16 protein-coding genes are annotated in these 17,391 nt (G+C 58.9%); 12 read left to right on the top strand and 4 right to left on the bottom strand.

Features of this window, described 5'->3' with window-relative positions:
• Positions 1 to 97 precede the first annotated feature (97 nt).
• Positions 98 to 1,033 carry a LysR family transcriptional regulator gene (locus tag P4U43_RS11615; RefSeq protein WP_056547334.1) on the bottom strand — a complete coding sequence of 312 codons (936 nt, stop codon included), beginning with the start codon at positions 1,031 to 1,033 and terminating at the stop codon, positions 98 to 100.
• Positions 1,034 to 1,390: 357 nt separating this feature from the next.
• Here P4U43_RS11615 and nrdH point away from each other — a divergent pair, with 357 nt between their 5' ends.
• The 8 genes from nrdH (at position 1,391) to P4U43_RS11575 (ending at position 9,500) form a co-directional block, all read left to right on the top strand.
• Positions 1,391 to 1,636 (top strand): glutaredoxin-like protein NrdH, encoded by a 246-nt coding sequence (gene nrdH / locus P4U43_RS11610; protein WP_056547337.1) that lies wholly within the window; start codon positions 1,391 to 1,393, stop codon positions 1,634 to 1,636.
• A gap of 42 nt (positions 1,637 to 1,678) precedes the next feature.
• On the top strand, positions 1,679 to 2,137 hold the full coding sequence (nrdI, locus tag P4U43_RS11605) for a class Ib ribonucleoside-diphosphate reductase assembly flavoprotein NrdI (RefSeq protein WP_277358878.1): 459 nt from the start codon (positions 1,679 to 1,681) through the stop codon (positions 2,135 to 2,137).
• Positions 2,134 to 4,284, top strand: coding sequence for a class 1b ribonucleoside-diphosphate reductase subunit alpha (gene nrdE, locus P4U43_RS11600; protein WP_277358877.1), 2,151 nt, complete (start codon positions 2,134 to 2,136; stop codon positions 4,282 to 4,284). The genes nrdI and nrdE overlap by 4 nt, the downstream gene beginning before the upstream one ends.
• A gap of 134 nt (positions 4,285 to 4,418) precedes the next feature.
• Positions 4,419 to 5,393, top strand: a complete 975-nt coding sequence (nrdF, locus tag P4U43_RS11595; protein WP_056547799.1) for a class 1b ribonucleoside-diphosphate reductase subunit beta — start codon at positions 4,419 to 4,421, stop codon at positions 5,391 to 5,393.
• Positions 5,394 to 5,849: 456 nt separating this feature from the next.
• Positions 5,850 to 6,815, top strand: a complete 966-nt coding sequence (locus tag P4U43_RS11590) for a CBASS oligonucleotide cyclase (protein ID WP_277358876.1) — start codon at positions 5,850 to 5,852, stop codon at positions 6,813 to 6,815.
• A gap of 6 nt (positions 6,816 to 6,821) precedes the next feature.
• On the top strand, positions 6,822 to 7,334 hold the full coding sequence (locus tag P4U43_RS11585) for an HORMA-1 domain-containing protein (protein WP_277358875.1): 513 nt from the start codon (positions 6,822 to 6,824) through the stop codon (positions 7,332 to 7,334).
• Positions 7,331 to 8,266 carry an ATP-binding protein gene (locus tag P4U43_RS11580; protein ID WP_277358874.1) on the top strand — a complete coding sequence of 312 codons (936 nt, stop codon included), beginning with the start codon at positions 7,331 to 7,333 and terminating at the stop codon, positions 8,264 to 8,266. Before P4U43_RS11585 ends, P4U43_RS11580 begins: the two co-directional genes overlap by 4 nt.
• Before the next feature lie 103 nt (positions 8,267 to 8,369).
• A complete protein-coding gene (locus tag P4U43_RS11575; RefSeq protein WP_277358873.1) occupies positions 8,370 to 9,500 on the top strand; it encodes an SAVED domain-containing protein in 1,131 nt (376 codons plus the stop codon).
• 613 nt (positions 9,501 to 10,113) lie between these two features.
• Here P4U43_RS11575 and P4U43_RS11570 read toward each other — a convergent pair.
• The 3 genes from P4U43_RS11570 to P4U43_RS11560 form a co-directional block, all read right to left on the bottom strand.
• Positions 10,114 to 11,226, bottom strand: a complete 1,113-nt coding sequence (locus tag P4U43_RS11570; protein WP_277358872.1) for a hypothetical protein — start codon at positions 11,224 to 11,226, stop codon at positions 10,114 to 10,116.
• 44 nt (positions 11,227 to 11,270) lie between these two features.
• Positions 11,271 to 11,408: a hypothetical protein gene (locus P4U43_RS11565; RefSeq protein ID WP_277358871.1), complete on the bottom strand. Its 138-nt coding sequence runs from the start codon at positions 11,406 to 11,408 to the stop codon at positions 11,271 to 11,273.
• 567 nt (positions 11,409 to 11,975) lie between these two features.
• A complete protein-coding gene (locus P4U43_RS11560) occupies positions 11,976 to 12,164 on the bottom strand; it encodes a hypothetical protein (RefSeq protein ID WP_277358870.1) in 189 nt (62 codons plus the stop codon).
• Between the two features lie 48 nt (positions 12,165 to 12,212).
• Here P4U43_RS11560 and P4U43_RS11555 point away from each other — a divergent pair, with 48 nt between their 5' ends.
• The 4 genes from P4U43_RS11555 (at position 12,213) to P4U43_RS11540 (ending at position 16,794) form a co-directional block, all read left to right on the top strand.
• The gene (locus tag P4U43_RS11555; RefSeq protein ID WP_277358869.1) at positions 12,213 to 12,965 is read left to right on the top strand and encodes a pentapeptide repeat-containing protein; all 753 of its coding nucleotides are present in this window, start codon (positions 12,213 to 12,215) and stop codon (positions 12,963 to 12,965) included.
• 104 nt (positions 12,966 to 13,069) lie between these two features.
• A complete protein-coding gene (locus P4U43_RS11550) occupies positions 13,070 to 13,258 on the top strand; it encodes a hypothetical protein (protein WP_277358868.1) in 189 nt (62 codons plus the stop codon).
• Between the two features lie 201 nt (positions 13,259 to 13,459).
• Complete coding sequence (locus P4U43_RS11545; RefSeq protein ID WP_277358867.1) at positions 13,460 to 14,839, top strand: DUF262 domain-containing protein; 1,380 nt, start codon at positions 13,460 to 13,462, stop codon at positions 14,837 to 14,839.
• Positions 14,839 to 16,794 carry a DUF262 domain-containing protein gene (locus P4U43_RS11540; RefSeq protein WP_277358892.1) on the top strand — a complete coding sequence of 652 codons (1,956 nt, stop codon included), beginning with the start codon at positions 14,839 to 14,841 and terminating at the stop codon, positions 16,792 to 16,794. Before P4U43_RS11545 ends, P4U43_RS11540 begins: the two co-directional genes overlap by 1 nt.
• The last annotated feature ends 597 nt before the right edge of the window (positions 16,795 to 17,391 follow it).

Genomic DNA, 17,391 nt, shown 5'->3' with positions numbered 1-17,391 from the left:
GCCCTCACACACGCTGAGTGCGCGGATGACCACGTTGTGCCGCAAGGAGTTCGTGTCCATCCGCGCACTCAGCGGCGTTTAACGCCTGAATCCATACCTAAGCCGGGCGGCTGCTCGTCCGCGGGGCGATCCGCCGGTCCTTCAGGACGTCGGCGAGCTGGTCCATGAAGAGACGTACCTGCGTGGTCTGCTTCCCGGCGATCTGGAGCGCGAAGATGCTGCGGGCGAGGCGAATCTCGGGAACATCGAGAGCGACGATACCTTCCGGGGCGCGCAGCATTGCCAGCTCAGGAACCAGTGCAGCACCCATACCCGCCGCGGCCATGGCGAGGCTGGCATTGAAGTCGTCGCAGTAGGCCGCGATATGCGGGTGCAGGTTGCAGCTGGCGAACAACCTTTCAATGACCGTGGCGTCCGAGGTTCCGGGGTGGTGCATGATCCATGGCATGTCCGCCAGCTGCCCTGCGGACACGGCAGACCCTTCCGCGATTCCCCACGCCGCCGGCAGGACCACGCGGAAATTATCATCTCCGATCCACTGCCTGCTCACCGAGGACGGCCAGGCCAACCCGCCCTGCCCCACCTGGAAGACCAGTGCGAGATCCAGTTCGCCACCGTTCCGCAGACCGTGGATGGTCTGCGATGGCTCGCCCACGAAAACCTTCAAATTGATGCCCAGCTGTTTCCACTGCGGTGTGCGGACGAGGCGGGGGAGTGCAAAGGTGGCAAGGCTGGGAAAGATCCCGAGCCGCAGTTCCTGCGTCACCGCAGCTCCCGCCTTTGCAGTGGACGCCATGAGGGTGTCGATGTCGGTCAGCACTTTGGTAGCGTGGCGCGCCATGACGACGGCGGCTTCCGTGGGAACCGCGCTCCGCGCGGACCGGGTGAACAGGGTGACGCCGGTATCCCGTTCAAGGGCGGACATCTGCTGCGACACTGCCGAGGCGGTGTAACCGAGGCGGGTTGCGGCGGACGCAAAGGAACCATGCCGGATGACCTCCAGCAGCGTCCGCAGGTGAACTGGGTTGACCACGTCGTCATCTTCTCACGGTCGGCCGACACGCCGAGCCGACACGACACGCACATGACTTTGCCTGTGTGGACAGCAGTCCACAGGCTGTGGACCGACGGAGGAGAAACCGTGCGCTTGAGCCGTTTCCTGGACCCTCCGCATGTGGATTCCCTGTGGACTAATCGGACAGCAAATGACATACTTGTAATACATCATCTTGGGGTCGGCGCCACTGCGTTGCACTAGATGTAGTATCTAGATATCGAATTACCTGCTGGCGTGGCACGTTCCGTATCAACCGTTTGGGCGGTCTGAAGAGCGGCATGAAGCCCACCAACATTGGCCGAATAACAGCACTTCACAAGGGGAGTCAGGGACATGACCGTCACGGTTTACACCAAGCCAGCATGCGTACAGTGCAACGCCACGTATCGGGCCCTGGACAAGAAGGGCATCGCTTACCAGAGCGTTGACATCTCTCAGGATCCGGCGGCGCTGGAGCGGGTTCGTTCGCTCGGTTACATGCAGGCGCCTGTTGTCATCACCGAGAAGGACCACTGGTCCGGGTTCCGTCCGGACAAGATCAATGAACTCGCCCTGGGATCGGTTACTTCCGTAGCCTAGGCCTTTCGTTTCACCCACTCGCGAGGGGCGGATGTAGTCGGGATGACAACACCAACCATCAGTCGAAGTGCCCGTGGACGGGCAGTTGGGGAACCGTTGGAAACTGACGCGCCGCTCATCTACTTTTCGTCGGCGTCGGATAATACCCACCGGTTCGTCACCAAGTTGCCAGTTCGTTCGGCGCGGATTCCGCTCCTCACCAAAGACGACACGCTGCACGCGCTGAGTCCGTTCGTGCTGGTCCTTCCGACCTACGGCGGAATCAGCGGTCAAGGGGCAGTGCCCCGGCAGGTGATCAAGTTCCTCAATGTCGAGGACAACCGCCTGCTGCTTCGCGGCGTGATCGGCGCGGGCAATACCAACTTCGGGGACACGTACTGCCTGGCGGCGGATATTGTCGCGGCCAAGTGCAGCGTTCCCGTTTTATATCGATTTGAACTAATGGGCACGTCCGAGGACGTTGACCGGGTAACCCAAGGATTGGATGAGTTTTGGACATGACAGTCGCTGAAACAGAAGCACCCGCACTTCCGGAGCGCTTCAAGGGCCTGGGCTATCACGAGCTCAACGCCATGCTGAACCTTTACGGCCCGAACGGCGAGATCCAGTTCGAGGCTGACCGGGAGGCCGCGCACCAGTATTTCCTTCAGCACGTCAACAACAACACCGTCTTCTTTCATGACCTCGAGGAGAAGCTCGACTACCTCGTGAAGAATGAGTACTACGAGCGGGAAACCCTCGATCAGTACACAATGAACTTCATCCGTGACCTGTACAAGCGGGCCTACGAGAAGAAGTTCCGGTTCGAAACCTTCCTTGGCGCGTTCAAGTTCTACACCTCGTACACGCTGAAGACTTTCGACGGCAAGCGCTACCTGGAGCGGTACGAGGATCGGGTCTGCATGGTTGCCATGCACCTCGCGCGGGGCAATGAAGACCTCGCTAACCGCATGGTGGACGAAATTATCGAGGGCAGGTTCCAGCCGGCAACACCGACCTTCCTCAACGCCGGCAAGCGGCAGCGCGGTGAGCTGGTGTCCTGCTTCCTGCTGCGCATCGAAGACAACATGGAATCGATCGGCCGCTCGATCAACTCGGCACTCCAGCTGTCCAAGCGCGGCGGCGGCGTCGCTTTCGCGCTCACCAACATCCGCGAGGTCGGCGCGCCGATCAAGCAGATCGAGAACCAGTCCTCCGGTGTCATCCCCGTGATGAAGCTTCTCGAAGACAGCTTCTCCTACGCCAACCAGCTGGGCGCACGTCAGGGCGCCGGCGCCGTGTACCTGCATGCGCACCACCCGGACATCAACCGCTTCCTCGACACCAAGCGTGAGAACGCCGATGAGAAGATCCGCATCAAGACTCTCTCGCTGGGTGTTGTCGTTCCGGACATCACTTTCGAGCTGGCGAAGAAGGACGAGGACATGTACCTGTTCTCGCCCTATGATGTCGAGCGCGTCTACGGCATGCCGTTCTCCGATATCTCGGTCACCGAGAAGTACTACGAGATGGTTGATGACTCGCGGATCAAGAAGACCAAGATCAAGGCCCGCGAGTTCTTCCAGACCCTCGCGGAAATCCAGTTCGAGTCCGGCTACCCGTACATCATGTTCGAGGACACCGTGAACCGGGCCAACCCGATCGACGGCAAGATCATCATGTCCAACCTGTGCTCGGAAATCCTGCAGGTTTCACAGCCCACCACGTACAACGACGACCTCTCCTACGCTGACACCGGCAAGGACATCTCCTGCAACCTGGGCTCGCTGAACATCGCGAAGACGATGGATTCCCCTGACTTCGGCAGCACCATCGAGACGTCCATCCGTGCTCTCTCGGCTGTGTCGGACATGTCCAACATCACCTCGGTTCCGTCGATTGCCAGGGGAAATGACTCATCGCATGCCATTGGGCTCGGGCAGATGAACCTCCATGGCTACCTGGCTCGCGAGCGGGTGCACTACGGCTCTGAAGAGGGCCTCGACTTCACCAACATCTACTTCTACTCGGTTGTCTACCACGCTGTGCGGGCTTCGAACCTGCTGGCGATTGAGACCGGGCAGACCTTCGGCGGCTTCGAGAAGTCCAAGTACGCGTCCGGAGAGTTTTTCGACAAGTACACCGATCAGGAATGGGCCCCACAGACCGCGCGGGTCAAGGAACTGTTCGCCAAGGTGCATATCCCCACGCAGGAGGATTGGCGTGCGCTTAAGGCCTCGGTCATGGAGCACGGCATCTACAACCAGAACCTGCAGGCCGTGCCGCCGACCGGCTCGATCAGCTACATCAACAACTCAACCTCCTCCATCCACCCTGTGGCGTCGAAGGTCGAGATCCGCAAAGAGGGCAAGCTGGGACGCGTGTACTACCCGGCGCCGTACCTGACCAACGACAACCTGGAGTACTACCAGGACGCGTATGAGATCGGCTACGAAAAGGTCATCGACACGTACGCCGCTGCCACGCAGCACGTGGACCAGGGCCTGTCGCTGACGCTGTTTTTCAAGGACACCGCGACCACGCGTGACATCAACAAGGCGCAGATTTATGCCTGGAAAAAGGGCATCAAGACGGTCTACTACATCCGTCTCCGCCAGCTGGCGCTGGAGGGCACTGAGGTGGAGGGTTGCGTCAGCTGCATGCTGTAGTTGACAAGGGCAACTAAAGCAAACGACGACGCCGGTGGGCCGGCAGCAGAAGCCGGCCCGCCGCCGTCGTACATTTATTAGAGGAAATTCACCGCCCTAGCGGGCAGTTCAAGCGAATGGGACAAGGGGTCACGATGACCGAAAAGGTTAAGTTGCTGTCGCACGTTGAAGCGATCAACTGGAACCGTATCCAGGACGACAAAGACGTCGATGTCTGGAACCGCCTGGTCAACAACTTTTGGCTGCCCGAGAAGGTACCCCTGTCCAACGACGTCCAGTCGTGGAACACGTTGACGCCGGCGGAGCAACAGCTCACCATGCGGGTGTTTACCGGCCTGACGCTCCTGGATACCATTCAGGGCACCGTTGGCGCCGTCTCGCTGATCCCCGATGCGATCACTCCGCATGAGGAAGCCGTGTACACGAACATCGCGTTCATGGAATCGGTGCATGCCAAGAGCTACTCCTCCATCTTCTCCACGCTGGCTTCCACGAAGGAGATTGACGAGGCATTCCGGTGGTCCACCGAGAACGTCAACCTTCAGAAGAAGGCCAGCATCGTCATGGATTACTACCAGGGCGACGATCCGCTGAAGCGCAAGGTGGCCTCCACGCTGCTGGAGAGCTTCCTGTTCTACTCGGGCTTCTACCTGCCCATGTACTGGTCTTCGCGCGCCAAGCTGACGAACACTGCCGACCTGATCCGCCTGATCATCCGCGATGAGGCCGTTCACGGGTACTACATCGGGTACAAATTCCAGAAGGGCCTGGAGAAGGTTTCCGAGGAGAAGCGCCAGGAGATCAAGGACTACACGTTCGAGCTGCTTTTCGAGCTGTACGAGAATGAGGTTCAGTACACGCATGACCTGTACGACGGCGTTGGCCTCGCTGAGGACGTCAAGAAGTTCCTGCACTACAACGCCAACAAAGCTCTGATGAACTTGGGCTACGAGGCGATGTTCCCGTCCTCGGTCACGGATGTGAATCCGGCGATCCTGTCGGCGCTGTCACCGAATGCGGATGAGAACCACGACTTCTTCTCCGGGTCGGGGTCGTCTTACGTGATCGGCAAGGCAGTCAACACCGAAGACGAGGACTGGGACTTCTAGCGTCGTGTGAGATCCCGACCTAACTGAGCAAAATGACTGCATCTGAGCAAAATGACAGACCTATCTGGACATTGCTCAGATAGGTGGGATGAAGCCCGGTGTGAGTTGCTGTGAGATCCGGCACTAGTTGGCGGGACCTCCGCCAACTAGCAGACAGGTCCGCCAACTCTAGATGGATGTGACCTAGCGTGAGGTTCAAGGTACTTGGCCATTTCCCCACTTAGATGGCCACGTTTCAGGATAGCTGGCCAACGTTTCATACAGTTGGCCAGCGCGGGATCTTGTGCAACGTGAGTTGTCGCAATCGGCAGCTTGGATGCTTTCAGAGATCTGTTGGAGATCCGGTTCCACCCGGTACTCGACTTCAAGATGTGTCTGTATAGGGCCTTATTCGCTTGATGGAAACATCCTCATTGCCAATTCACACCACCAGATGATCGAAATCGGAAGGTACATGTGCCGGAAATTACCCATTCGCAGGTAGCTAGGTTCGCCGCCGAGCGCGTCAATCTACCCCACAACGATGCGGCCAAGCATCGCGCCCAGGTCAACGGCCTTCGGGACCGCCTGGCAACTAAGATCACCGATGACCCCGGCTACGGCTTGGTCAAAAGCCTTCACGCCGGTAGCGTCGCTAAGAGGACCGCACTCAGGAGCGTGAACGACCTCGATCTCGCCGTTTACGTCAAAGCGGCGGAAGCACCAACTAAGGATGCAGAACTGGTCCCATGGTTGGCGGACCGTCTCTACGAGGCTACGACAAACATGAACCGCGACCAGTTCGAGGAACAGACCCACTGCGTCACGGTTCACTACCGCGGCTCCGGTCTCGATGTCGATGTTGTTCCGGTGCTGTACGAGGGCGAAGCCAATGATGTCGGCTATCTCATCAAAAAGCACACCGGCGACAGACTGAGAACCAGCACCCGACTCCACCTTGACTTCATCGCAAACCGCCGGAAAACCTACGGTCTGGAGTTTTTGGAACTTATCCGATTGACGAAGTGGTGGAAACGTCAGATCGTCATGAGAACTGACCCGGACTTCAAGTTCAAATCGTTCATGATTGAGTTGATTTGGGCACACCTTGCTGACACTGGCGTCTCCCTAGCCGACTATCCGAAGGCGCTTGAGGCCTTTTTCGAGTGGATCGTGAAAACCGGTCTCGAAGAACGGGTGACCTTCACGGACTACACACCCGCTTCCGCGTTCCCTGCACCAGGGTCTGCTCCCGTCGAGATTCTAGACCCCGTCAACCCCGAGAACAACGTTGCGATCCGATACGACAACGCCGGGCGGGACAAAATCCTCAATGCCGCAGCATCGGCTTACGATGCCCTTACCGACGCCCGCTTTGCAACGACCAAAGGCCGAGCCGTCGATAACTGGCAGGAACTCCTCGGCCCCACGTTCAAGGGATAGACGCCAATGACCAGCTCATACTCCATCAGCGAAACATTCACGCTGACCCACGCGAAGCACCTGGCTTCGAAGGTCGTCAGTGACCTCTACCAGTGCCACAACTTCTACGGCGAACCCTCGGAGATGCAGATTGCAAAGTATCAGGACGAACTTATCGTGATGCTTGCGGGCGGATACGTAAATGAATACGAATTCGGGTTCAAAAAGAACGATCAACGTATCGTCTCCTGGCAATACCGAGTGAACGGGAGCGGCGATCTGGTGGGCGGCATAGACAACCGCAGCGGAGGGCTCTACGCGCGAGCCGACACCAGCGGCGCAACCGTCTTCAACTTCATGTCATACAGCCAGGCATGGTTCAGTCTCAGTTCCAGCGAACAGATCAATGTGAAATCGAAGCACCCAGTTGACCGAAGCGCGGGGGACCTACCCAGCGACGGTCTCGGATACTGGCACACAGACCGTACCTACAGCAGCGCTGGCGTTGCTATCGAACGAAAGACCTTCCGCCCGCTATGACGTCCAACAGCGAACTTTTCGGCAACGTCCTCGAGTACCCTGACCCGTCAGCCCAACAGCGCTTCAACGCCCTCGTCGGTATCGACCACATCAAACGGCGCCTCGTCAATGAGGCCAGCGTCCTGATTGACCCCCAAGTGCTCGAACAATGGAGCGCGAAACACCACGGCTCCACCCTCGACGCCGTGCGCGCCGTGGAGGAACGCACACCCTTAATCGTCCTCGCCGGAGACGTGGGTACGGGTAAGACCGAACTCGCCGAGTCGGTGGGAGACCCAATCGCCCGCTCACTGAGACTCCCGATGCTCACCTTGTATCCACTCAGCCTGAACGCCCGTGGACGGGGCCTCGTCGGAGAAATGACTACCCTTATCACTCAGGCCTTCGAACACGTCCGATCTTCGCTCGGTCAAGCGCGTGATAGCGAGGGACAGATTCGCAACGCTGCAATTCTACTCATCGACGAAGCGGACGCTATCGCGCAGTCCCGTGAGCTCGCGCAGATGCACCACGAGGACCGTGCAGGCGTTAACGCGCTCATCCGCGCGATCGACAGTCTCCGGCGCGATAGACTCCCTGTCCTCACCATCATGTGCACAAACCGCTCGGACGCACTAGACCCGGCGATCGCGCGGCGAGCGGCCCATGTGTTCGCCTTCACGCGTCCAACGACGGAGCAGCGGGTGCACGTTCTCACCAGCGCGCTGACAGGAACGCGAATCAGCGCAAAAGCTATCGAGGAAGCCGCACGGCTACTGGGAGCCGGTGACGAACGACAATGGAGCGTCACCTACTCCGACCTCAGGCAACGATTCGTACCCGACCTTGTCCTCAACGCGTACGGCAGCGACACGCCCGTCACAGAATTTGCCCTCATCGAGGCCGCCGCCTCGTTTGTTCCAACGCGCCCATTTGGAAAAATCGATGTCTGACCCTCGCGGCCCGGTCTTCGTCTCTTACCGTAGGAATCGACTCCAGGAAACAACCGCCTTGGTCCACGCACTCCACGATAGAGGTGTGCCAACATGGCGCGACGTGGATGACTTGACGAACGAGCCAACCGAGGCAGTTATACGAGCGGTCCTCAACGACGACAAAACTTCCGGCGCTATCCTGTGGCTGACCCCAGATGTGGAAGACAGCGCGATAATCAAGGAGGTCGAGGTTCCAGAAGCTGTCCGTCGCTACCGACGCGACAGCAATTTCTGGCTGGTCATCGTCCTCGCTAACGGGTTGAACTATGCCGACGTCACAACCATCTTCGCCAACACTCTTGGTGCCGAAGAGCTCAGCACTTGGAATCTCACCAAAGTATCTGATCCTTGGGCCTCGCCAACCGATACCGTCCAAGTTGCGAACACGGCCTTGAGGCAGAGGGTGAAAAGCTTCTTTGCACAATTCCCATCGTCGCCGATCGCTGAGGTGGCCATTCATGCGAAAGGCACGATGGCGTACGGGTCCGGTGACGTACTGGCGGTCGATTGGACAAGGCACTTCAAAAGCGGAGCGCCAAACTCACAAGCATGGACCGCGATGTCCGAGGCGGCAGAAAACGTAGCTATAGCTCTGAAGCAGCTCGCTCCATCCAACACCGCGGTGTACGTAGGTGGGACCCTGTCGCTTGCAGCCGCTATGCTGCTTGGCTCCAGCTACTCGGGGAGGGACGGCCGCAACCCTGTGTGGCTGCAACGCCAACCCGACGGTCATACTATGACTCCCTGGAGGATTACAGACGCCTTCGATGCTTCGATTGCGGAACAGTGCGGATGGAAAGCCTCACCGCCGATTTATCGCATGACCTCGGCCCGTGCCCTCGCCGTGTGCATCAACATTAGTGACAACATATCCGAGGCATTCGCGCGCAGTCACTCCGTCACCCCGGATTGGCGCGCAGTTCTAGAAATCGGATCGCCCGCAGGCCGAAATACGCGCGCTGACCCACTTTCGCCGGGAGAGGTCGCGTCACTCGTTCACCTAACTATCGACGCGATCCGAACCACGCGCTCTCAAGTGCTCGGTATTGATTCGATCCACTTCTTCATCGCAGGGCCGGCCGGCTTTGCATTCCTACTCGGAACGTGCCTTGCCACCTTGCCTATCATCACCACCTATGAGTACGACACAGTTGCTACCTCATATACGCCAGCAGCCTCCTTCTCTAGTTGACTACCCAGAAAAGTGCTGCAGCACAGATGACGTAACGACCCGTTTGTCCGCTGGGAGGCAGTTGAAGAATCCACAGCGCACAACCACGCTATCTCCCTAAACTGCAGATATGTGTGTCCGCCGGTTCTCTTCACGCACTCCGGCGTTCCCCTGCCAGCAGAGTGGCCGCTATGGCGGACCGGCACCGCAGCGCCCTTCGCACGCTCACAGGGTCCCTCTCGTCGGAGAGGAGGATGATGTCCACCCGGCGATTCTGCGACATGGCGTCCGCGGTGAACCCCACTGCGACGGGCCTGTTGCCTGCGAAGACTGTGGCGCCGGAGGAACCTCAGAGTATCCAAGGCACGGATCGGCCATGCCTACCGCGACCCTTCGGAAGGAAGTGGATGGACGCTGATCCTATTCAGCTCGGACAAGCGCATCGGCCCCGGCCGCAAACACCGCCAGCGATGTGCAGGTACTGCGTGACAAGATACCCTTGGCAGATTTGGACCGTGATTATGAGTTCCTTGACTGCAACCACGACAACTACTACTGCACCATCCACAGCTATCACGCCGTGCCGCATCGTAGCAGTGTTCTACGGTGACAGCCACCATCGGTGTAGCCGCGCCTAACTTCGGGGCAGCCGTTCTAGGATGGTCGTCAGGTGATTGCGGCACTGTACAGGTATCTGGAAGTCGCCGCTGAATACGGTGTCGAAGCCACGCGCTGTCGCACGCCAAGAGGCCGTGAGGCTCTCGGCCTCAGGGTCAAGCGCCAAGAGTACAAAATCGTCCCCATCGCTCCGCCATATCTCCTCCGGAGGAAGGCTGTCGAGCTCTATTCGTAGAATAACCTCCGAGTCTGTTGTGGACCATTCGAGCTCGTAATAGTGGCGAGCAGTTCGGTAATCGATGGATGGAGAGACCGGGATGCCCCACTGGCGTGCAACAGGCGGCAAGATGTTGCTCCAGTTCAAACTTCCCGCGTCAGCCCAATCCACCGCGTAAGCATTCGTAATGGTGACGGTCACGGCGAGCCCTTCAACATGCCCGACCACGGCGTTACCCACCGATACGTGCGCAGCCGGCAAGAACGCACCTGCCAGCTTGTCGATTGCATCGTCTGCGTTCGTTTCCTCAGCTAAGCGCCTCCACCCGTCAACTTCCCTGTCAAAATGGTCCATCGTCTGCTGCTCGACGAACGTCCCAGGGATTGTCAACCCGCCCAGAACGAAATTGCGGGTGCTTCCCTTCGGGACACTTCGACGCCGGGCTCGTTCCACGAAAGTATCCAGAAACTGCTCGACTTCCTCATCGGACACCTCGTAAGAGGACGCATTGTTGACGTGGACAGTGAAATCCGGGCGTTCACGGTTCGAGTGCTTCAGGCGGTTGGCCAGGGCATCGATGTCGGCTGAGCTAGCTAGGGTGGTGCGGCCGTTCTTCCGGATCAGGACGTCTCCGTCTTTGACACTGCCAGAAGGATTTCCGCCCTGGAACTCGCCGCGACACACATGGATGGGGTCACCGTTCTTCGGCGGATCGACGACGATGAACAGTACCTCCCGATCTCCTTCCACCCACAGGCGCTCAAGCTCCCAGACCGGTCCCGACTGGCCGAGGTACTTACCCAGTTTCTGCTCAAGCTCGAGTTGCTCCATACCGGGAGCGACACCGGCCGAGGAGCCCTTACCCGCCCCGATCACCATGACCGCGTACCCACCGAACTCGCGCTGTGCCATCGCTGGCGGCCGGTTGCCAGCGCCCAGTATAGACCTGGCGATCTTCACCAGATCCGCTTTGTCAAAGGACGACTCCCTTTCACCTCAAGATAGTGGTGCTCGACGACGTCGCCGTCGGCTAGGACGGCGTCGAGGATCGCTTTGCGTTGGCGCTCAGAAGTCGGGGGCCGGCTGCGGTTCACGAGCACTCCTTGGTCATTCGGTGTTAAGAACCACCATATCGATCATCGACTCGCCCGAGGCTCCGAGAAGAAAGAACTGGGAGTACAAAAGTCTTGGGGGTTTCTAGGAAGGGCGAAAGACGGGTGAATCAGTTTTGCGGCGCGAGTTTCGCAGGATGCTGCGCGGGGGAAGGAGCTTGATCGGCGCGAGGGAGTTGATACCCCTCCTCGGTAATGGCCGATGAGTCGCTCGTGAAGGTATCACACAATAGCAAGTCCGCTTGGCGGTTCAGGAGTGACCATGCGGCACTGACGATCGGCTACCCGGACCTTCGCGCGATGGCTGGACGGGACAAGCGCAACGCCGCAAACAGCTGCGCACCGTCCGCCGCGGCAGGTACGAGAGGGGCTCGTTCGACCACTCAATGGCCTAGTGGAACCTCCGGAACCGCAGGGACACCATCCTCGCCCGGCACCCTTCGAACGAGGTCGCACGCGCCTCGATCTCCGGTGTGACCGGCGACCGGTATGCAGGCATGCTCGAGAAGGATCAGACCGCAGCACTGTTCGAACGGTTCCTGACTTACCTCAAACCAGTGGATCCTTGGATCCGTTCATTCCGGAACGCCGGAAGGTCTTCAAACGGTCCACGACAATCCCGATGCCCGAGCATGCCGTGGTGATCTCGAAGCCGTCGAAGCGGAGACGCTGAGGCACCACAGGCGCAATCTCCAAGGTCCGGGTATCGCCCGGGGCTATGGTGATGCCATGAGTCAACCAGCTCCTGCTCCAAACCTGAGCAAGCGGCCGCGGAAGCGGATAAGAATGGCTGGCTGGCTTAGGGAATTGCTTTTTCGGGACGTTCTCATTGCCGCGGTAGTTGGGCTGGTGGTCGGACTCGTATCTGGCTTCCTCATTACCAATAACCAAGCTGCTTTAGACGATGCGCGAGCCGAGCGTGAGATGACGGCGGCACGGGAACTGGCGGAGCAAGCGATCCGGATCGAGAATCTTCGTTTTGTGCGTGATAGGGCATCGCGGGACGCATCTGAATGGTTTTTTGATTCCCTCGATCTGTCCAATGTGTCTCTCGGGCCGTTGATGTTACGCGGTGCCGATTTCACCGGGGCAATCTTCGAAGGCACCCGAATGGATAGTGCCGACGTTGCTGGCGCGTTGTTCGTGGAGACGTCAATGACCGGCGCACGAGGCAGTGACACGAATTTTTCTGGCGCGGACTTCACCGGCGCAACCCTTGACAAGGCAGTCTTCGGCGCGAACTTCGAGGGAGCGACCATGCACCGCGTTTCAGCGATCGGTGCAAACTTCCAAGGTGCCGAAATGGAGGGTGCAGACTTTGACGGTGCAGACCTTCGGGGTGCGAACCTGTTCGACACAACCCTGGTCCCCGACGACTTCGAAGGCACCTGCTACGACGACAACACTTCGTGGCCCGACGATTTCATTCCGCCGCCCAGCGCCGCTTTGAAGGACTGCGGTCCGAATCAATTTGTACTTGCGGATCCCGCACCGCCCATCGACGGCGTGACGCGGGTTGAGCGGTCACCTAGTGAGTAGCTGACGGCGAACCACATGCTACTTACAACAGGGGGAGCTATTGTCCAGTAGGGCCGCACACATGGAGGTTGACCGCACCTACTGAACATCGAAGGACCGACCACGTGGGCACAGCCGGCTCCCGTATCCCCGCCGAGCATCTGCTGCGGCTCACCACCTCAAACATCAACCACGCGCCGTCTGAGGTCGAGCGGCGGAAGGGTAAGGTCTGCGATCGACTCGACACCCTCCAGCCCGCGGTGCTGTGCCTCCAGGAGATGCTCTTGAGACCGATGGGGCGTCGCTGCAGTTGAAGACCATCGCCGCGGAGACAGGCCTAGAGGTTGTGTCCACGCGAGTGCAGCACGGGACTCGGGACGGCGCTCTGCCCGGCAACGCGGTGCTCTCTGCGCTGCCGGGCGACACGCGAAGCACTGGATAGGGCGGCTGGTCCCCTAGAGTCGTCAATGACGGGCCGCTGGTTGCTTGCCCGAATACGCGGAAGGGGTGTCCAGTTGGCCATTGACCGGGAGAAGGGCGTCAGAGTCGTCACCGTCGGCAAGCTATTGGACGAAGGTCTGTTCATCCCGTCCTATCAAAGGCCCTACAGTTGGGAGCCTGTCACCGCGCTTCAACTCTTCGACGACATTCGTGAGGCATTCGAGCCGGGGAAGGCTTTGCCAGATGCGGGGCAGGCTCAAGAGCCGTCGTATGTGCTCGGCGCCGTTATCCTCCACCGGGACAATGAGGATGTTCAGACCCACGTCGTCGACGGCCAACAGCGGCTCTTGACGCTCACAATGTTGTTGGATTTACTCCACGAGGCGAGCGAGGGCCGCACCGAGGTCCTGCCGATAGAGCACGAAGATCCGGCCGCTCCCGTAGTTCGGGTTCGTGCGGCGCTGGCGCGTCGGGTCAGATACATGGAGGAGTCGCCGGGGGCCTTCGCTGGCTTCATCCGTGACAACTGCGAAATCATCCGTGTAGAGACGGACGACCCCGACGAGGCTTTCCGGGTCTTCGACTCACAGAACTATCGGGGTAAGCCTCTGCTGCCACACGATTTGCTGAAGGCATATCACCTGCGCGAGATGAGCGGCGAGTCTGACTCTATGCGAGAAGCCCTCGTCGAGGGTTGGCAGAACGTCCCCGATGCCGAGCTCGACCGGCTCTTTTCGACGTACCTTTGGCGTATCAAGCGGTGGACGCGTGGACTTTCCGCACCGACTTTCTCAACGCGACACATCGACTCCTTCAAGGGTTTGACACCCAAATCGGCAAGCACGCCCGCCGCGCGCTACCACCTTGCTGCTCATACCGCCGTGCCTATGCTCGCGGCCTGGGTCGAGCACTCCGATGAAGCGGACCGAATGGCCAAACGAACGCGCTTCCAGATCGACGCACCCGTGGTCGCAGGTAGATCCTTCTTCGAGATGGTTACGTTCATGCTGGCGGAATTACGAAGACTCCGCGATGAGGGCTTCGATGAACAGGACGGGGACGAGGGCAAGGAGAAGCCTTGGAGCCAATTCGCTTCCACGGACGACGACTTTCGCGAGCTCCCATCGCGGGCGAGGTACCGATACGTTTCCGAGCTTTACCTGGCAGCACTGCTCTACTACACAAACAGATTCGGCGACGTGGAGAATCGCGAGGCAAAGAGCCGGTTGTTCACGTGGGCCTACACCCTCCGGACAAGCTATCAGCGGCTTCAGCTAGTTACCGTGAACAACTACGCCAGTTCGTTGGACGACAGCCGATCGGCTTTCGTTCTTCTTCGGAGCGCGGAAACCGCGACCGAACTTCGGCGGCTACACGTCGAGGTTAAAGGACGAGACGACACCCCAAAGCATGAGCAGGATTTGATGCGCCTCTTGGATAGGTTGGCCGGTTGATGAACGAAAACTTAGCAGCGAATTTGTTTACGGTCGGCGAGCTCTTCGATGAGGTGAAAACGCACTACGAAATCCCAATTTACCAGCGCAACTACGCCTGGGGCGTTGAGCAGATCGAGCAACTCATTGATGACGTGTGGGCGGCAGCACAGGCGGAAGCTGACCATTACTTCCTAGGTAATTTGATAGTGGCCCGGAAGCCTCCCAGGCCCAAGAGGGATGGTGTGACCTTCGAGGTCGTAGATGGTCAGCAACGACTGACAACCCTGTTGATGCTGTTGGCGCACCTTGGAGTCGCTCCGAAGGCGCAAATCACGTATCAATCACGGAGGAACGCGACCCAAGCGCTGACACGCCTCACAACTTCGGACGATGACGAGGGTGCTGGCATTCACGTGGGCTTTCAGGTGATCAAGTCGCGCATGGCGAAGTTTAGGACCTCTGAAGAACGAGAGACTTTTCAGAGATTTTTAGAGGATAACGTGCAGCTCGTGCGAGCGATCCTCCCTGTACAGACCGACTTGAATAAGTACTTCGAGATCATGAACACCCGTGGCCAGCAGCTGGAGCAGGTCGACATTATCAAGGCGCGACTCATGAGTTACCTGCGCAACGAGGACGACAGGGCTTGTCTCGGGTGGGTCTGGGACGCCTGCGCTGAGATGAACTCGTACATTCAGATGGCGCTGACTCCAAGCAACACGGACTTGCGAGATGAAATTTTCAGTTCGACATGGGACCGCCTTGCGGTTGCGACATTCGATGACTTGATCCTCAAAAGGCCGCAGGTTCACGCCCGGAGCGGCGTGAGCCAGAGTACGGGCGTGAGCATGGGCGAAGCGCTTCGCCTCTACGCCAGAACCCCTGCGGAGCCAGCCGAGGAAGACTCCGGAAGTCGCCGGTTTGAGTCGCCGATCAAGTTCCCGACGTTGCTCCTTCACGCGCTAAAGGTTCTGCGGGAGACGGACGGCGAGGACGACCTCGATGGCCACCTCGACGACGGCAAGTTGATCAAGCTTTTCGAAAGCGATTTCAAACTTCTCTCCGAGGCTCAACGGTCGGATCGGGTCAAGCGGTTCGTCGAGGTTCTCCTGCGATGCAAGTTCGTGCTGGACAATTACGTTCTCAAGCGTGAGTTCACGGCGACTAACGCTGACGACGGCGCGTGGTCTCTCAAACGCCTGACCCGGGGAGAGTCGGTGTCTCAACGAGGCAAACGCACTACGGTCAATGCGCGTTTTCCCAACGCCTTTTCGCCCGACAGCGCGGAGTGGGAAGACACCCCCGTCGACGATGCAACACGCGACGTGCTGCTGCTCCAATCGATGTTCCGAGTCACCTATACCTCTCCGCGGACAATGCATTGGATCACGAGGATCCTAGGTGAACCGATCATCGGTCTGACGCAGCAGGACGCGGCTCAATCGATCCTCGACGTTCTAAGGACGTACGCACGCCAGAAGGTGCAGCAGGCATTTTTTGTCGGGTCTCAACCGACCGGATTCAATATTGAGCGAGTCGTTTTCACCTACCTTGACTACCTCTTGGCAACGGAGGGTGCCGACACCAACTTCACTTTCGTGTACCGGAACTCCGTGGAGCACTTCTTTCCTCAGTACGCGAACCGGGACGATGACGGCTGGGAACTAGTGACGCCTGATGATAAGGAGCTCCATATGTTCGGAAACCTCGCGCTAGTCAGTGTCAGCACGAACTCGAAGTTCAGCAACAACCTGCCTCCCTATAAGGCGAACAAGACAGAGATCGTCAGGCAGAGCACGAAACTTCAACTAATGTCGGAGTTGGTCAAGAGCGGAACCACCTGGGACAAGACGGCAATCGGCCAGCACCACCTGGCGATGGTGAAGTTGCTCCGCGAGGATCTTCGACAGGCTGGCCATGACGTTGGAATCTGTTCTACCGAAGTCCCGGACAAGCCCGTCTCAGTTGGTTGACCATCAATCGAACACGAGATAGTTATAGGCTCCGCCGTGTTCGCTCGCTGCATGAAACCCTGCCTGAAGCTCAAAGGGCTCTCACTGAGCTTTCGCCGACATCCCGGTGTCAAGTGGGGCCCGTGGTTGAGTACCACCACCTTGGCGAGCCCGGGCTTCTCTCAGATCAACGAGCACAGGTAGGAGTGCGCCGAGTACAGGCTGCGCGAGCGTGGGATGCCAAGGACTACAGGAGTCCGGTTGATTACCTTCAGGACCTGGATCTTGCAGTTAGAAACGAAGCTGTGCCAGAGGAGCCGCTGCCAGATTGATCAAGCTCCTGCCAGGCACCCGCCGTCACCCAGAGTTCTGGAGTTGCGAAGTGTGCGTGACGTCTGTAGGAGTCGAATCGGACACCTGCTCTTCCGGCGGCCATAGGCCAGACGATGAGTTAGACAAACTGCTGACGTGACATTGGTTGGGTCCCTGGCTAGGAGTCCGGTGACTGTGTGAGTTTCGCATCCGATAATGGGTGCAGGAGGAAATTCACAGATTATGGCACGTAGGCATACCCCGGATCAGGTCGTCGCGAAGGTCCGGCAGGGGCAGAAGATGCTC

Origin of the sequence: Arthrobacter vasquezii (assembly GCF_029455255.1) — a bacterium.
GTDB lineage: Bacteria > Actinomycetota > Actinomycetes > Actinomycetales > Micrococcaceae > Arthrobacter_D > Arthrobacter_D parietis.
Note: the sequence above shows the minus strand (reverse complement) of the source record. Positions and strands in the feature narration are given on the sequence as shown.

Bases quoted from the DNA above. Each gene is read 5' to 3' on its own strand.
- nrdH (WP_056547337.1), top strand. From the start codon at position 1,391: ATGACCGTCACGGTTTACACCAAGCCAGCATGCGTACAGTGCAACGCC.
- nrdI (WP_277358878.1), top strand. From the start codon at position 1,679: ATGACAACACCAACCATCAGTCGAAGTGCCCGTGGACGGGCAGTTGGG.
- nrdE (WP_277358877.1), top strand. From the start codon at position 2,134: ATGACAGTCGCTGAAACAGAAGCACCCGCACTTCCGGAGCGCTTCAAG.
- nrdF (WP_056547799.1), top strand. From the start codon at position 4,419: ATGACCGAAAAGGTTAAGTTGCTGTCGCACGTTGAAGCGATCAACTGG.
- P4U43_RS11585 (WP_277358875.1), top strand. From the start codon at position 6,822: ATGACCAGCTCATACTCCATCAGCGAAACATTCACGCTGACCCACGCG.
- P4U43_RS11580 (WP_277358874.1), top strand. From the start codon at position 7,331: ATGACGTCCAACAGCGAACTTTTCGGCAACGTCCTCGAGTACCCTGAC.
- P4U43_RS11570 (WP_277358872.1), bottom strand. From the start codon at position 11,226: ATGGCACAGCGCGAGTTCGGTGGGTACGCGGTCATGGTGATCGGGGCG.
- P4U43_RS11555 (WP_277358869.1), top strand. From the start codon at position 12,213: ATGGCTGGCTGGCTTAGGGAATTGCTTTTTCGGGACGTTCTCATTGCC.
- P4U43_RS11540 (WP_277358892.1), top strand. From the start codon at position 14,839: ATGAACGAAAACTTAGCAGCGAATTTGTTTACGGTCGGCGAGCTCTTC.